Origin of the sequence: Cellulophaga sp. 20_2_10, assembly GCF_023476645.1 — a bacterium.
Lineage (GTDB): Bacteria > Bacteroidota > Bacteroidia > Flavobacteriales > Flavobacteriaceae > Cellulophaga.
In genome coordinates this window covers 293,953-309,322 of sequence record NZ_JAMCOJ010000002.1, presented here as the reverse complement: position 1 = coordinate 309,322, position 15,370 = coordinate 293,953, and the positions used below count along the sequence as shown (strand labels likewise).

At 31.5% G+C, this 15,370-nt stretch carries 16 protein-coding genes and 1 other RNA gene; 7 read left to right on the top strand and 10 right to left on the bottom strand.

Annotated elements, in window-relative coordinates; genetic code table 11:
* Positions 1-97 precede the first annotated feature (97 nt).
* Complete coding sequence (gene typA, locus M4I21_RS05340) at positions 98-1,897, bottom strand: translational GTPase TypA (protein ID WP_249558088.1); 1,800 nt, start codon at positions 1,895-1,897, stop codon at positions 98-100.
* A 171-nt stretch (positions 1,898-2,068) separates the two neighbouring features.
* On the opposite strand from typA, the gene kdsA reads away from it, so the two are divergent.
* Positions 2,069-2,890: a 3-deoxy-8-phosphooctulonate synthase gene (kdsA, locus tag M4I21_RS05335; RefSeq protein ID WP_249558087.1), complete on the top strand. Its 822-nt coding sequence runs from the start codon at positions 2,069-2,071 to the stop codon at positions 2,888-2,890.
* A gap of 221 nt (positions 2,891-3,111) precedes the next feature.
* Positions 3,112-5,028, top strand: coding sequence for a TlpA family protein disulfide reductase (locus M4I21_RS05330; protein WP_249558086.1), 1,917 nt, complete (start codon positions 3,112-3,114; stop codon positions 5,026-5,028).
* Between the two features lie 75 nt (positions 5,029-5,103).
* On the opposite strand, the gene M4I21_RS05325 is transcribed toward M4I21_RS05330, so the two are convergent.
* The gene (locus M4I21_RS05325) at positions 5,104-5,457 is read right to left on the bottom strand and encodes a DUF1801 domain-containing protein (RefSeq protein ID WP_249558085.1); all 354 of its coding nucleotides are present in this window, start codon (positions 5,455-5,457) and stop codon (positions 5,104-5,106) included.
* 81 nt (positions 5,458-5,538) lie between these two features.
* Between M4I21_RS05325 and M4I21_RS05320 the strand changes: the two genes are divergently transcribed.
* From M4I21_RS05320 to M4I21_RS05305, 4 genes are read left to right on the top strand one after another with little or no spacing between them, the layout of a single operon-like run.
* Positions 5,539-6,162, top strand: a complete 624-nt coding sequence (locus M4I21_RS05320; protein ID WP_249558084.1) for a hypothetical protein — start codon at positions 5,539-5,541, stop codon at positions 6,160-6,162.
* A 2-nt stretch (positions 6,163-6,164) separates the two neighbouring features.
* Positions 6,165-6,455: a winged helix-turn-helix domain-containing protein gene (locus M4I21_RS05315; RefSeq protein WP_249558083.1), complete on the top strand. Its 291-nt coding sequence runs from the start codon at positions 6,165-6,167 to the stop codon at positions 6,453-6,455.
* A gap of 54 nt (positions 6,456-6,509) precedes the next feature.
* The gene (locus M4I21_RS05310; RefSeq protein WP_249558082.1) at positions 6,510-6,965 is read left to right on the top strand and encodes a ubiquinone biosynthesis protein COQ4; all 456 of its coding nucleotides are present in this window, start codon (positions 6,510-6,512) and stop codon (positions 6,963-6,965) included.
* Between the two features lie 5 nt (positions 6,966-6,970).
* Positions 6,971-7,615 carry a DUF1361 domain-containing protein gene (locus M4I21_RS05305; protein WP_249558081.1) on the top strand — a complete coding sequence of 215 codons (645 nt, stop codon included), beginning with the start codon at positions 6,971-6,973 and terminating at the stop codon, positions 7,613-7,615.
* A gap of 14 nt (positions 7,616-7,629) precedes the next feature.
* Here M4I21_RS05305 and M4I21_RS05300 read toward each other — a convergent pair whose 3' ends face one another.
* The gene (locus M4I21_RS05300) at positions 7,630-8,832 is read right to left on the bottom strand and encodes an NAD(P)-dependent oxidoreductase (RefSeq protein WP_249558080.1); all 1,203 of its coding nucleotides are present in this window, start codon (positions 8,830-8,832) and stop codon (positions 7,630-7,632) included.
* A 212-nt stretch (positions 8,833-9,044) separates the two neighbouring features.
* Here M4I21_RS05300 and ssrA point away from each other — a divergent pair.
* Positions 9,045-9,440, top strand: a transfer-messenger RNA (tmRNA) gene (gene ssrA / locus M4I21_RS05295).
* Positions 9,441-9,496: 56 nt separating this feature from the next.
* Here the strand turns inward: ssrA and M4I21_RS05290 are convergent.
* The 7 genes from M4I21_RS05290 to M4I21_RS05260 all read right to left on the bottom strand — a co-directional run bounded on the left by M4I21_RS05290 (position 9,497) and on the right by M4I21_RS05260 (position 15,339).
* Positions 9,497-10,126: a M23 family metallopeptidase gene (locus M4I21_RS05290; protein WP_249558079.1), complete on the bottom strand. Its 630-nt coding sequence runs from the start codon at positions 10,124-10,126 to the stop codon at positions 9,497-9,499.
* A gap of 54 nt (positions 10,127-10,180) precedes the next feature.
* Positions 10,181-11,116, bottom strand: coding sequence for a toxin-antitoxin system YwqK family antitoxin (locus tag M4I21_RS05285; RefSeq protein ID WP_249558078.1), 936 nt, complete (start codon positions 11,114-11,116; stop codon positions 10,181-10,183).
* Positions 11,117-11,134: 18 nt separating this feature from the next.
* On the bottom strand, positions 11,135-11,632 hold the full coding sequence (locus M4I21_RS05280) for a hypothetical protein (RefSeq protein ID WP_249558077.1): 498 nt from the start codon (positions 11,630-11,632) through the stop codon (positions 11,135-11,137).
* Positions 11,633-11,673: 41 nt separating this feature from the next.
* Positions 11,674-12,171 (bottom strand): hypothetical protein, encoded by a 498-nt coding sequence (locus tag M4I21_RS05275; RefSeq protein ID WP_249558076.1) that lies wholly within the window; start codon positions 12,169-12,171, stop codon positions 11,674-11,676.
* A 39-nt stretch (positions 12,172-12,210) separates the two neighbouring features.
* Complete coding sequence (locus tag M4I21_RS05270) at positions 12,211-12,750, bottom strand: hypothetical protein (protein WP_249558075.1); 540 nt, start codon at positions 12,748-12,750, stop codon at positions 12,211-12,213.
* A 264-nt stretch (positions 12,751-13,014) separates the two neighbouring features.
* Positions 13,015-14,007, bottom strand: a complete 993-nt coding sequence (locus M4I21_RS05265) for a hypothetical protein (protein WP_249558074.1) — start codon at positions 14,005-14,007, stop codon at positions 13,015-13,017.
* A 483-nt stretch (positions 14,008-14,490) separates the two neighbouring features.
* Positions 14,491-15,339 carry a hypothetical protein gene (locus M4I21_RS05260; RefSeq protein WP_249558073.1) on the bottom strand — a complete coding sequence of 283 codons (849 nt, stop codon included), beginning with the start codon at positions 15,337-15,339 and terminating at the stop codon, positions 14,491-14,493.
* Positions 15,340-15,370: the final 31 nt, after the last annotated feature.

Below are 15,370 nucleotides of genomic sequence, written 5' to 3'. Positions count from 1 at the left end.
ACATAGTAGTCGTTTTAACCTACAAAACATTTCAAAAATAAATAAAAAAAATCCCAAGACTTACGCCTTGGGATTTAAATAGTATAAACTTAATTAATTAAGCTATTTTATTACGTTTACGTTCATTTTCAGTTAAGTAAATTTTACGTAATCTTAAGTGCGCTGGAGTTACCTCTACGTACTCATCTTTTTGTATGTATTCTAATGCTTCTTCTAAAGAGAATTTTATAGCTGGTACAATTTTAGCTTTATCATCTGCTCCTGAAGAACGTACGTTAGACATTTTCTTAGTTTTAGTAATATTCACAGACATATCATCGCCTCTAGAATTCTCACCAATTACTTGTCCTTCGTAAATATCTTCACCTGGCTCAACAAAAAACTTACCTCTATCTTGTAATTTATCAATAGAATAAGGAATAGCTTTACCCATTTCCATAGAAACTAAAGAACCATTTTGACGTTGAGGAATATCTCCACGCATTGGTTGGTATTCTAAGAAACGGTGTGCCATAATAGCTTCACCAGCAGTTGCAGTTAATAATTGGTTTCTAAGACCAATTATACCACGAGAAGGAATTAAGAATTCGCATATCATACGCTCTCCTTTTGCTTCCATACTAGTCATTTCACCTTTACGCATAGAAACCATCTCTACTGCTTTACCAGATACAGTTTCTGGTAAATCTATAGTTAATGCTTCTATAGGCTCACATTTAACACCATCAATTTCCTTAATAATAACTTGTGGCTGTCCAATTTGTAGTTCATAACCTTCTCTACGCATTGTTTCTATAAGTACAGACAAGTGTAATACACCACGTCCAAATACTAAAAATTTATCAGCACTATCAGTATCATTAACACGTAATGCTAAGTTTTTTTCTAACTCACGTGCTAAACGATCTTTAATATGACGAGAAGTAACAAATTTACCATCTCTACCAAAGAAAGGAGAATCGTTAATTGTGAACAACATACTCATTGTTGGCTCATCAATAGCAATACTTTGTAATTTCTCAGGGTTCTCTATATCGGCAACAGTATCTCCAATTTCAAAACCTTCTAAACCTACAATAGCACAAATATCACCAGTAGCAACTTCTTCTACTCTTAATCTTCCAAGACCTTCAAAAGTATAAAGTTCTTTTATTTTAGATTTAGTAATACTACCGTCTCTTTTTACAAGAGAAATTTGCTGACCTTCTTTTAAGCTACCACGTTGTAATCTACCAATAGCAATTCTTCCTGTAAAAGAAGAATAATCTAAAGAAGTAATAAGCATTTGAGTATTTCCTTCTTTTGGTTCAAAAGTTGGAATATGCTCTATAACCATATCTAATAATGGCTCAATATTATCTGTTTCGTTTTTCCAGTCGTCACTCATCCAGTTATTCTTAGCTGAACCGTAAACTGTTGGAAAATCTAACTGCCATTCTTCTGCTCCTAACTCAAACATTAAGTCAAAAACTTTTTCATGCACTTCTTCTGGAGTACAGTTTTCTTTGTCAACCTTATTAACAACAACACAAGGTTTTAAACCTAAATCAATTGCTTTTTGTAAAACAAAACGAGTTTGTGGCATTGGTCCTTCAAAAGCATCTACTAAAAGTAAAACTCCATCTGCCATATTTAATACTCTTTCTACTTCTCCACCAAAATCGGCGTGACCAGGAGTATCTATAATGTTTATCTTTGTACCTTTATATACTACAGAAACATTTTTAGAAACGATTGTTATTCCGCGTTCGCGTTCTAAGTCGTTACTATCTAATATAAGATCACCAGTATTTTGGTTCTCTCTAAATAACTGACAGTGGTACATAATCTTATCTACCAAGGTCGTTTTCCCGTGATCTACGTGGGCAATAATTGCAATATTCTTCGTTGTTGACATAACTGATTTTTAAATGCATTTACCTTACTAAATGCGCGCGCAAAGATACTCTATTTTTTTTAGCAAAAAGCAAAAGATTAAAATTTCTTATTATACTGATTTTGAGCTTGTTTACAAATGCTAAATTCCTAGTAAAAACTACTATCTTTGCAAACATAAATTATACTACAGATGAACTTAGATCTTATACCTCAAATAAAACACACAAAAAGCGACAATTTTTTCTTGCTATCTGGCCCTTGCGCTATAGAAGGTGAAGAAATGGCTTTACGTATTGCTGAAAAAATAATGACGATTACAGACAAGTTAGAAATTCCTTATGTTTTTAAAGGAAGTTTTAAAAAAGCTAATCGTAGTAGAGTAGATTCTTTTACAGGAATTGGTGATGAAAAAGCACTTAAAATACTAAGAAAAGTTTCTGAAACATTTCATGTCCCTACAGTTACAGATATTCATGAAGTATCTGATGCAGCAATGGCAGCAGAATATGTAGATATATTACAAATACCAGCATTTTTAGTTAGACAAACAGATTTAGTTGTGGCGGCTGCTAATACAGGTAAGGTTGTAAACCTTAAAAAAGGGCAGTTTATGAGTCCTGAAAGTATGAAACATGCAGTTACCAAGGTTATAGATAGCAACAACCAACAAGTTATGGTTACAGATCGTGGTACTATGTTTGGTTACCAAGATATGATTGTAGATTTCAGAGGTATACCAACGATGAAGGAATTTGCTCCTGTTGTATTAGATGTAACACACTCTTTACAACAACCAAACCAATCTTCTGGTGTAACCGGTGGAAGACCAGATATGATAGAAACTATTGCAAGAGCAGGTATTGTAACTGGAGCAGATGGTATTTTTATGGAAACTCATTTTGACCCAGCAAATGCTAAAAGTGATGGTGCAAATATGTTACACCTGGATCATTTAGAGAAATTACTAACAAACCTAGTTGCTATTAGAAAAACTGTCAATAGCTTAAAGTAGAACTTACTACTTTATCCTAAAAAGAAAACCAATTCTTAAATTTAAGAATTGGTTTTCTTTTTTTAAACAGGTTACGAACATTCAAAACAACTCATTAATAGTATTAAAAAAGGTACCGTAATTCATACTCAATAAAAATTATCACAAATAACTTAGTTATAGTTAGTTGTTTTCTTACATATCTAATACTTTTATCTTTCAATTAAAAATTTAGATCTAAAATGAAAACTACAAATTGTTTATTTGCTCTTGCACTAACAGCGCTTTGTTTTTCTTGTAAAGAAACTCCTAAAGATATAGGAGCCACAATAGGTTCTTTATATATTTCCGATGCTACACCAAGCCCTGGAGAAACGCTAAACCTAACATATAGTACAGACAGTAACAAAGAAGATATTAGTGCTTTTTACTACTATACTGTAGGTAGTAGTGCTTATCCTGTAGATTTAGCTATAACAAAAACAGATAGCTTATACAAAGCTTCTATTATTATACCAGACTCTGCTACAGCATTAGCTTTTAATTTTAAGCTAAAAAAAGACTTTGATTCCAATAATAAAAATGGGTATATCATTCCCTTAACTACAACATCTGGCGATACTATTGCAGGCGCTCTAGCAAGCATTGGCGCTTATAAATTAAGGCTTGCTGCTAGCTACGGTGTAGAAGTAGATAAAAAGGAAGCTTTTCATCTTATAAAAGCAGATTTGTTTGCTCACGAGGATCTTCAAGAAAAATGGGATGGTATTTTTCCTCGCACATTTATGTCTGAAGAAAAAGCTGAAGCTGAAAAATACATTACTCGCAGAATAGCCGCTTACACAAGTAAACCTTCACTAACAGAGCAAGAATACAGAAACTTAAATTCTCTTTATCAGATTAATGGGAACAAAGAAAAAATAGACTCTTTACAAGTTGTAATGGCAGAGAAGTTTCCTAAAGGCCTTATTGCTCAGCAACAGGCATGGTCTGTATTTTACAAAGAACAAGATTATACTAAAAAGAAAGAATTGTTTAACGATTTTAATCAAAAATTTGGTGATGAGAATCGTATTAGAAATATTATGGCAACAAGACTTGCAACTGCCGCTATAGAAAATGGTAATAAAGAAGAATATACCTCTATCATGGAGCAAGTGACAGATAAAACTATGCTGCCAAATGCGTACAACAGTGTTGCTTGGAACTACGCAGAGAAAGGTGAGAACCTAGAATTTGCTGCAGAGATATCTAAAAAATCTTTAGACTTAGTTAAAGCAGCTATAAATGATACTAAAGACAAGCCTGTAAACAACACCGTATCTCAGTATAAAGAAAATATGACGAGCACATATAACATGTATGCAGATACATATGCTTTAATTAAATTTAAACAAGGAGATATAGACCAAGCTATAACATACCAAAAAGAAGCTATTGGTAATGGTTTAGATGTTGAGCTTAATGAGAGATATATTCAGTTTTTAGCTGAAGGAAAAAAACATGATGCTATTTTAAATGAGGCTTCAAAATTTATTAAAAACGGAAATACCAATCCTAAAATTAACGCCTATTACAAAGATGCATTTGTACAAAAAAATAGCACCGACGAAGGCTTCGCAGAAAAGTTAGAAGCTTTACAAAAAGTTGGTTATGACAAATTAGTTGCAAAGACTAAGGAAGAAATGATTAACAAAAAACCAAAAAACTTTACACTTAAAAATACAAACGGCGAAGTTGTAGAATTAGCTGCATTAAAAGGTAAAACTGTAATTCTAGATTTTTGGGCTACATGGTGTGGTCCTTGCAAAGCTTCTTTTCCTGGAATGCAAGTAGCAGTGAACAAATACAAAGACAATGAAAATGTAGTTTTCTTATTTGTAGACACTATGGAGAGTGGTGATTATGACACAAGAAGCAAACTAGCTGGCGACTTTGTAAAAAGCAACAACTACAGTTTTGAGGTTATAGTAGATAACCCCGTAGAAGAAGGTAGTCGAGCTTACCAAGTAGCTTCTAATTTTGAGGTTACAGGCATCCCAACTAAAATAATTATTGGCCCAGACGGAAATATAAAATTTGTTTCTGTTGGCTACAGCGGTAATTCTGACAAATTAGTTAAAGAATTATCATTAAAGATCGATTTACTAAACTCGTAACCATTTACACTTAGTTATCAATAAAGGCAACTCTAACCGGTTGCCTTTCCTTTTGCTCAATTTTTTAAAATTGAATTAAAACTTTTCGTTTCTAACAGCGTAAGCATCGTTTAGAACTATTTTTAAAACCATATCATCTATTTCTTCTAAAGAAGTATAACGTAACGATTTCATTTTCTTACGTCCATCTACAACCAACAATTCTGTACATTTTGTTAAGTGACGTCCGTTTTTAAAAACTAAATCTACATAGTTTTTACTACAATTTAAATGACAAAAAGGCTTCTCCTCTATATAAAAATAAGGCAAACTGTATTTAAATTTTAAATCTACACTTGGCAAGTTTCGCATAATAGCAGCCTGCAAATGCATTAAAATAGCGCTATAAGGTTCTTGTGCGTTGTATATGTATTCTTCGGCTGGTTTCATATTTTAAATATATAAATTTTATAATCGCTATTGCATAACACAATATTTTTACTTTACTTTGTTTTTCAAAGTACTTTAAATATGGATTCTAAAAAATACTTAGACGACATTTCTGAGATTAAAAATATGATGAGCAAGTCGTCTCGTTTTATGTCCTTAAGCGGACTATCTGGAATATTAGCTGGTGTGTATGCATTAATTGGAGCTTATTTAGCTCACCATATTATACATACCATTAAAACTGAACAGAGTGGATTACGTAGATTTTTTATGACCTTTGGAGCACTGGATAGTTTACTAATAATTGCATTAAGTGTTATGGTCCTTGCATTAATTACAGGCACCGTATTAACCTATTTTAAAGCCAAAAAAAGCGGTGAAAAAATGTGGGATGTATCTAGCAAGCGTTTGCTGCTAAACTTTTTGTTACCACTAATAGTAGGTGGATTTTTCTGCTTGACGCTAATACAATATGAATACATAAAAATTGTTGCACCTGCCACACTAATCTTTTACGGTCTTGCCTGTGTTAATGCCAGTAAATATACCTTAGGAGGCGTACGTTATTTAGGGATTACTATAATTGCAATTGGTTTAATATCTACACAATTTGTTGGTTATGGTTTGTATTTCTGGGCATTAGGTTTTGGTGTTTGTCATATAATTTATGGTTCTTTAATGTACTTTAAACACGACCGCAACTAAGTATGAGTATTATAAACAATATTAACAAAGCATTTGATCACCGTATTAGACTAGGCATTATGTCTATTTTAATGGTGAACGATTATGCCGATTTTAATATGGTAAAAGAATTACTAGGTGCAACCGATGGCAATATTGCTAGCCATACAAAAGCGCTAGAAAAAGTAGAGTACATTAAGGTTGAAAAACAATTTATAGGTAGAAAACCCAATACAAGGTATGCTGCAACACAACTAGGTAAACTAGAATTTAAGAAGCATATAGATGCACTTGAAAAATTAATAAGGAGATAAAACTATTTTTTTATCTTTCTACTTTGAAACACAAAGTACTTTAAAATAATAAATATGAGAGCATTACTATTAGAAAAACTATACGACTGGAGTAAAATTCCTTATCAAAAATTTTTGAAAAGGAACAATGCTTGGAACATAAAAATAAGCACCTTATTAAGTTACCCTAAAGATACTTTAGGTAATGGTCTGGGGCTTTTTATTACCAAACACAACTTTGAGTTACAAGAAAAATTAGAAAGTCATGATGTCTTCCACGTGTTAACAAATACGGGGATTACAGTGCCAGAAGAGGTAAGTATGCAGTTCTATTTATTAGGTAACGGCAAGCGCAGTCTTTATTTATTCTCGGTTGTATTCTTAGGTCTACTACTCTATCCCGATTATTTTACAACTTTTAAAAACACCTACAATAGAGGTAAAAAAGCATTGCAATTTCATCAATTAGATTTTTTAAAAATGCTGCATTTACCAATTCAAAAAATTAAAACAACCTTTTTAATCTCTTAAAAATAATGAAACAAAAATTAATCTTACTTGCAAAATCTAACCTTAGTTTAATAGCGTCTATAAGCTTTGCTTTTTTAATTTTAGCTATCCGTATAAAAATCACAGGGTCTTTATTCTTTACTTTTTTGGTATGGAATCTTTTCTTGGCCGGTTTGCCCTACTTGTTTTCTCAGATTTTAAAACAGTTGCACGCAACTAACGCCAATAAATTAATACAGTTTGGAGTCTTTGGTTTATGGTTGCTATTTTTACCAAACAGCCCATATATTATTACAGACCTTATACATTTACAAAATGAAAGCGCTACTATGGTCTGGCTAGACTTACTTATAGTATTTGTTTACGCTATAAATGGTTTACTACTTGGCTTATTTTCTATGATAGATATTTACCACATACTTAAAAGTAAATACGACGCTAAAAATGCTAACTTTTTTATGATTTACTTATGTCTATTATGTGGTTATGGTGTATATCTAGGTAGGTTTTTACGTTTTAATTCTTGGGATTTGTTTACAAAACCGCACATATTAGTCTATAACATTGCACATAGTCTAACCAATTACAATGTCTGGGCAATGACATTTGCCTTTGGTAGTTTACTATGGATTTTATTCTGGACGTTACAGTCTAAGCTTTACAAACAATAACTAGTTATACTAACCTATTTGCCGTCTACGTAATCTTGCAGGTAAGAAAATCGCGGTGTTAATTTACCATCTTTTGTCATTCTGGCACGTTCTAATACGCCGTCTTTATCATTATTAAAAAAGGCGGGGATTACGTGTTTTATAAAAGATTCTCCAAAACCAACGCTTGCATCTCTTGGTAGCTCGCACGGTAAATTATCTACAGCCATAACTGCTATAGCATTTGGGTTTTTATAATCTACTTCTTTTCCTGTTTCTGGGTCGTAACCATAAACAGGATCTGCTATAGTAGATGCTTTTATGGTAGATGCAACTGGTCCATCTATATCACAACTAACATCTGCAACAACTCTAATTTTAAAATCTGGATGTTTGGCATCTTCTTTTGTAAAAAGATATGGTGCACCATCGCCATAAAAATGACCTGCAATATAAAAATCGGTTACTTTGGCAAACCTAAAAAAGTTTGACTTATACTCACTTGGATTCCCAAAAAACTCTTGCTTATTACTGTGCTCACCATCTTTACGCTTATTGTATTCTAAAGCATCTATTTGGCAGTATACTGGTTCACTAAACTCTTTTTTTAAATAGTCTGTTAGGGTTACTTTTTGCAAGCCCATGCCATCTAGCATTTCTTTAGCTCCATTACCTACGCGGCCTTTACCCGTTAACAGTATTTTTATATTTGGTAATTGTATTTTTTTTAATTCGGCTATTAATGCCGCTTGGTCTTTTACTGTTTCTGCCTTTGGCAACGCGTACGAGTTGTACTTTAGTCCGTATGCTCTAAAACCGTTATATGCCCCAACTATACCCGCATAACGCCCAAAGGCTACTAGGCGTGCTCCCTTTGGGTTTACAATAACTTCATGGTCGTAAAATTCTATATTTTTTTCTAAAAACGCCTTTAATAGGTTTCTGTTATAAGGCTGTTTTTTTATAGTATGAGAAAAGAAAAAGTATTTCTTGTTTGGCAGTAATGCATCTATTGGCACTTCTTTTACACCAATAAGTACATCACAATTTTGCATTTCTGCTGCTACGGTTATCTCTTTTTCTGTGTATTCTGAATCTTTGTAAACCCTAATGTCTGACGGTTCTACCACTATTTTTGCAGTACTAAAAGTAGCTTCTACTTTTTTACAAGCTTCTGGTGATACTACCACACGACGATCTGGTGGGCTTTTACGTTCTTTAATGATTCCGAATTTCATAGAAAATACTTTTATAACTTTAGGCTTATGCTTAGTTGTAAATGTAACATATGACAAGATGACAAGCAAAACTTTTTTTGGAATACTTTTTGCTTTATCTTTGCAGACTGCGTTAGGGATAGTAGCGGCATCTTTTTTAAGTTCTTTTTTTAAAAACTTAAAAAAATACAGCGAATAGCCCGTTAAAACGCCATTAAGATTATTAAAATTCTGGGGCCGACTGGTTTTGACAGCGAGACTAATTGGACAGTAAGCACGTCGTGTAATGGCATTGAAACACGTTAAAGGCTAGACCAACTTTTTAAACGGCGAGAATAACTACGCTTTAGCTGCATAATCCGAATTATAGTAGGATTGGCCTAGGTACACAAGGTGTACAAGCTTTATGTCTCCGGAAAGCCTTGATTGACGGCGTTCCATTTTGAGATATCGTAAAAGTCGATATAGATTAGGTAGTGCTTTGTTGCCTTTTTGAAACTAAAGAAGATAAGTTATAAGTGGGTTGTCTTTAACCAGCTTATAAACGAAAACCCAAGAAAAGAATAAGCGTGTAGAAGGCTCTTTGATTACTTGTTTGGACGAGAGTTCGATTCTCTCCGGCTCCACTAATAAACCCCGTAACAGCAATGTTTACGGGGTTTATTTTTTTTAGCAACCAATTTGGTTATCTATTTCCTTTTATAAATTTGGTAGGGTCTAAATAGCCTTTTGTATTTTCTGAATATCCTGGTCCTACTGGCAACTTAATATCTTCTCTAATTTCTAAATGTAAATGCGCTAAATACTGGCCATCTGCATTACCTATTGTAGCTATTTTTTGTCCTATTTTAACAAATTCTCCTTTAGTATTTAAAATAGCATTGCAATGTGCGTATAAAGATTCTACTATTTCACCGTCTGCTTTAAGATGCCATACTCTTATTACTTTTCCCCAACCTCCACCTATATCTTCTGCAAAGTTAACATAACCATTTGCTATAGAATATATAGGTTGTCCTAGATCCGAGTTTCCGCCTGTAACCGCGTTCCAGTCATCTCCTAAATGGTTGTTTTTGCCAAATACCTGTGCATTGTAATATCCTTTTGCATTTGGCTTACCTACAGGAAAATTAAAATTAGTTGCTATATAATCGGTTTTACTCTTAAATATATTTTTAACCTCTTGCTCTTTGCTTGCTACAGGCACAACTTGCTCTTTTACTTGCTCTTGTTTTTGTTTGTTCTGTTCTTGTTTTTCTTGACCTTTAGAAAAGGTACAAGCAGAACATAATATCGACAAAAGTATATATTTCAAAGGTTTAGAATTTATCATATTAAATGAAGTAAATGGTGCTTATAGTTTAAAATATTATTTTGTAGCCTTAGATTTTATTACCCCATTTATGCTCTTGTATTTATTGTATGAGGTAATTTTTCCGGTATCATAAACATATTCATCATAATAATCTGACGTAACATGGTACACAAAATAATGCCCTTGAAACGGCATATTATCTTTGTATTTGCACGTAACAAATTTATCTGTTAATGGATTTAAACTTTTGTTTAGGGTAAGTACATCATCAGCAAAGGTATTTTCTGCAATTAATTTACCCTCATAAAATATGCTTTGCCCTCCCTCTTTTTTTCCGTTCTTATAAAACGTATGTGTAACCTCTAACCAACTCTTTTTAATATCTAATCCGTCTATAGTTTTAATGCCTTTGTAGGTGCCAAATCCTATTTTTTCACCTTTACTTGTATACCAATAAACAGTATCCCTTTCTTTACCGTATACTGTTGTAGCTAAAGGGTAAAAATCGTTTGGTGACAAAAACTCAATCCTCTTAGCAGTTACACCGTTCTTATACAAGTATTTAACTGTTGCAGCCTTATATATACCATTATATATATCTCCATTTTTGTATTCACTAGTATACTCTATTTTGCCGTTTTCTAAGTAAACAATACTTGGTCCGTTTAGAACACCATTTGCATAATTTTCGCTATTTGTTCTTTTTCCTTTTTCATCATAAAAGGTAATTTTACCCTCCATTACTTCCTCTTCTAGGTTAGAAAAATGACCATTCATCTGTAGCACCCCACTTATAAAATAGTCTCTAATATGAAAAAGAGAATCGTTCTTTTTAGTTACAACTCTATAAAAGCGTGCTTCTTCTTTGGTTGTTTTTTTCCAGTCCTTATCAAAATAAATTTTTGATTGACTGTAGGTATTCTGAAAAAGGAAAAAGCATACCAATATTAGTATACTATTTATTAGACCTCCTATTTTTATTTTGCTCATTATAATTCTATTTTAAAATTAAGTTGATAGTCCATCTAAATATACCTCATCTATTAATTTTATAAGCTTATAATTTTTTAGTAAGAAAATTATATATTCTCCCATTTGTTTAGAACAGCTACTTTTATAGTTATTTTGATTTTGAACAGTATCTATATCTATATTTCCTGTAATTGAAGAAATACGCACTTGAGCAGCTATTTTACCTTTATGATACATTAGAAACACTATATTATAATGATGCAACAACGCTCTGGATTGATTGTATGATTTTGGCATTTGCAGCTTTCTTATAAATATATCTTGGTCTTTTTTGTCTAATACAGTATAACCTAGTTCTTTTTTATACTCTTCAACTTTTGTACCTGGAGTAGACGTTTCTTTAGAGTGTATATCCCAAATTGAAAACTGAATACTATCTACGGCAACGGGTATTAAATTTTGTTTTGATTTACCTACTTGAGAAAAACCCACGAAAGAAAATAAAAATAAACATAGAATTAATAGTTGTTTCATATTTTATTATATAAATATTATATAGACGTCTCGTACTAGTACTAGTGAATTTCTTTTATATGTTCTTCCATTTTTTTAAACCAATATTCATCTTCTTCAGGTTTAAAAGAGAATTTGGTTAACAGTCCTGTCATCAACATTAACCAAGCAAAAATGCTAATTGGTTTCATTTTTTTTATACTTAAAGAGAATTTTTGTATCTCGGTAATAATTGTTCCTTTTTCATTTTTCTGTAGCTTAAAAATTGTAGTGTTTTTAATTCCTGCTTGATGCCTTACTGTCGTAAACAAATTATACGTATCAGCGTCTGTAATTTTACATACAACAACATCTCCCGTGCAGTCCTCTCCCGTATGTATTTCGGTCCATTTATTGTTTTTTTCTAATTTAAAAGACTCACTAATTTCATTATAATAGCAAGGTTCTAAACTAAAACCAACCGAATATTTTGGATGTGTTAGATACTCCCAAACTTGTTCTTGTTGATAATGACTCTGAAATTGAAAAATAGTTTTTGTGTGTTTTTTTTCTATCCTCATTTGGTATGCGTTGATATCCCAGATTAAATGATTCGTTTTTTAATTAAATGCTAAACTATCTTGTGGTTTAGACTCTTGATAAGCTTTAGATAGTTGAAGGTAATACACCACATCTTGTTCATTATAAATAAATACTATACGCGTTTCTTTAAAACTATATTCCAATACATAATTACTCTCCTGTATAGGCTTCCCAAACTTTTCTTTTACTTCTGCTATAGTAGACTTACCTAGTATAATTCCGTTATAAAACTTTGCTTTTGCTTTGTTTAACACAATTCTGTTTAATACTTCGTCCTTAGGTTTTGGTGTATTCTCTACCCAGTTCTTACTAAAATTTAATTCTATCCCTAAAGTGTCATTTTTAACATTGGTGCTAGAGTCCCACATTGGACTAGAATTTCCGCAACTTAAACTACCGTGTTTGGTTTCTTCAAAAATAACTTTATTCTGCTTTTGAAAATCTGAATAGGTTAACGATTCAATTTTTAAATAAGGTATTGTAAAGTCTTTATTAATTAACAATGTGTCCTTTAGTTGTAAACTATAGTTAGTTTCCTTTTTCTCGGTATGTTTCATTTCTTTTTTTTGGTTATTCCCGCAAGAGAATAACAAGAAAAGCATACTATAAAACAGGCTTTTTTTCATTTGTGTACCGCTTATTAATTTAAGATTTGCACCTTTAGTTTCATTAGCAATAATACGTACACTTATGCCACAACCAAGACAGCAATTAATATTCGTAAGCGTGTATTGTATATTTATAAGTAAATTTAGATACTAACTTTATATGATAAAATACAATTAACTATATCTAACATTTTTACTCTTGACTAACTTGTTCTAGTGTTCTAGTGTTCTATTGTTTTTTTGCTTTTTCTCAAGTAAAACCATTCTATAGGTTAGCCCTAAAAACAAAATAACAATAACGCAGATATTAGTAATTATCTCTGTAGAGTTATAAGATCCATTTATATTGTTACCAATCATTTCAATTACTTTATAGCTATACAAATAAATAGCAATACCTGCTATAACTGCAACAATTGGGTGCTTATTTTTAAGGTTAAAACCTAGTACAATACCATAAGCAACAAAAAAGAATGTCAAGAAAATAGTAAGATAATACTTTGCTTCTTCCCAATTTGATAGCTTAATTTGTTTAATTAATTGTTTGTGTAAACTTACCTCATACTTTAATTTATTTAGGGTAAACAAACCAAATTCTGATGTATTTTTAGGTTTATTTTGAATATACTTATTTAGATAAGAGTTAGGCAAAACACTTTCTAATATACTATCTGGTGTACTTAATGCTAGCTCTTTTATAGTAGTTTCTTTAGCAGATATTTCGGTTTGTAATGAATCTTTGTATTTATTTATGGCTAAAACATTCATCATTGACAATCTATTTTTTCTTAAATCGTCACTCATTTCTCTTCTCTCTTCTGTGTTTAGTTTTACTCTAAGGGCATACTCATACCTGCTTAAGTAAGACATAATTTTAAGCTCAGGAACCAACGTATTTTTAGTTATAAAAATAAGTGCTGAAAACAAAACTGACATTACTAAACCTAATTTTAATAATTTTATTACACTACGTTTATTACGTAACCAGTAGGCTGTAAACAACAAAGCAGAAATAAATAAACCAAAAAGCATAATAGTATCAACTAGGCTTAAACTAAATAAGCACGTATTAATTATATTGATTAAAACACCAGCTTCAGCCATAAAATGTATGATGACCTGCACTACTGAAAACAAATAATAAAAAAAACAACTTAATATAAAATACTTTAAAAATTGAAGTACTAATTTCTTTGTGGTCATCATAGCGTAATTGATATTTTTTAATGAGAAACAGCTTCCATAATTTTGCCGAAAATTACATACAAACCAAAAGTAATTGCACTACCTAATAGTATTAGAAATAGCAATTTAACAACGGGCTGTTTGGTTTTAAAGCGCCTTAAAGTTCGCATTACTAAATAGCAAATTAAACTAAGTAGAAACAAAGGGATTCCTATAAAAAAACTATTTCTAAGAATGTTGTACACATCTAAAAAATGAACAACAACACCTGTAGCAATAATTAGTAATGAGATTACTAGTAGCACTTTAAATAATGATTCTAAAAAAGTAATTATTTTTAATTGATTCATTCTCACATCTTAGTGATTTGCTTATAAAAAACAATCTTTAAAACTATAATTTTTTATGTAGCAATAATAAACACATATACCCAAAAAAACTAACAGCAGTTTATATTCGTTAGGGTATATGTCATATTTAGAATATGATAAATTAATAAAGGCTTTACTGCTTTTTAAAATGAATGTATTTTTCGCTACAATCGTTTAATTTTACGTAGTAATTCATTGCATTACCGTAATTCTGAATTGTTAACTCGTCCGGACTATAATAACACTCTACGCCTACTCTACGTTTGCCTATTTCTTTGAGCTTTGCATATTCCTTTTCTTTTTCTGGATCTTCTTCAAACAAGGCAACATCAAAATAATCTTCTGCATATTCAATTTCTGTTAGGGTCATGTATAAGTCTTCTTCTCTATAAAAATTGATTTTACCTTTTAAGCTTCGTTCATTAGATTGGTAGGTATAGTAATATTCGCCTTTAGACTTTGTAAACGTAAGAGTTAAATTACACATATCATTATAATACGCTCCTTCTATTCCTTCTGGTAATGGTGTTATATTTTTAGTTGTTTTGGTTATAAGTAATGGATACTCTTTTTTATTTTTTGCATTTACCCACACTCCATTTATAGCAGAATCCTCAATTTTTCCTTTTATAATTGCTAGGGTATCGTTTTTATAATTTAGCTCGTATGCAAGTAGACTATCTGCTACCACAGTACCTACAACTTTTATATCTATTCCTATTTTTTTGTAATAATAAAATCCACTAATATGGCCGTCATTATTATCTAAATGAAAAGCAGTCTCTAAATTACTTCCTATTTTACCCTTATAACTTCCTAAAACTATATCTTTATTTAATTCCTTAGGCTTATCTTCTTCTTTCTTAGTTTCTACAGTATCCTTGGTACTAAGCTCTGTATTCTTAGAATCTTCTGTTTTAGTTTTTTTCTCCGCACAAGAATTAAGGGCTATTAAAAAAGCTATAAGTAGTATTTTTTTCATTTTTGATCGTGGATTAATATAAACTAAAGTT

Coding starts and splice junctions, on each gene's coding strand:
- typA (WP_249558088.1), bottom strand. CDS start 1,897: ATGTCAACAACGAAGAATATTGCAATTATTGCCCACGTAGATCACGGG.
- kdsA (WP_249558087.1), top strand. CDS start 2,069: ATGAACTTAGATCTTATACCTCAAATAAAACACACAAAAAGCGACAAT.
- M4I21_RS05330 (WP_249558086.1), top strand. CDS start 3,112: ATGAAAACTACAAATTGTTTATTTGCTCTTGCACTAACAGCGCTTTGT.
- M4I21_RS05325 (WP_249558085.1), bottom strand. CDS start 5,457: ATGAAACCAGCCGAAGAATACATATACAACGCACAAGAACCTTATAGC.
- M4I21_RS05320 (WP_249558084.1), top strand. CDS start 5,539: ATGGATTCTAAAAAATACTTAGACGACATTTCTGAGATTAAAAATATG.
- M4I21_RS05315 (WP_249558083.1), top strand. CDS start 6,165: ATGAGTATTATAAACAATATTAACAAAGCATTTGATCACCGTATTAGA.
- M4I21_RS05310 (WP_249558082.1), top strand. CDS start 6,510: ATGAGAGCATTACTATTAGAAAAACTATACGACTGGAGTAAAATTCCT.
- M4I21_RS05305 (WP_249558081.1), top strand. CDS start 6,971: ATGAAACAAAAATTAATCTTACTTGCAAAATCTAACCTTAGTTTAATA.
- M4I21_RS05300 (WP_249558080.1), bottom strand. CDS start 8,832: ATGAAATTCGGAATCATTAAAGAACGTAAAAGCCCACCAGATCGTCGT.
- M4I21_RS05285 (WP_249558078.1), bottom strand. CDS start 11,116: ATGAGCAAAATAAAAATAGGAGGTCTAATAAATAGTATACTAATATTG.
- M4I21_RS05280 (WP_249558077.1), bottom strand. CDS start 11,632: ATGAAACAACTATTAATTCTATGTTTATTTTTATTTTCTTTCGTGGGT.
- M4I21_RS05275 (WP_249558076.1), bottom strand. CDS start 12,171: ATGAGGATAGAAAAAAAACACACAAAAACTATTTTTCAATTTCAGAGT.
- M4I21_RS05270 (WP_249558075.1), bottom strand. CDS start 12,750: ATGAAACATACCGAGAAAAAGGAAACTAACTATAGTTTACAACTAAAG.
- M4I21_RS05265 (WP_249558074.1), bottom strand. CDS start 14,007: ATGATGACCACAAAGAAATTAGTACTTCAATTTTTAAAGTATTTTATA.
- M4I21_RS05260 (WP_249558073.1), bottom strand. CDS start 15,339: ATGAAAAAAATACTACTTATAGCTTTTTTAATAGCCCTTAATTCTTGT.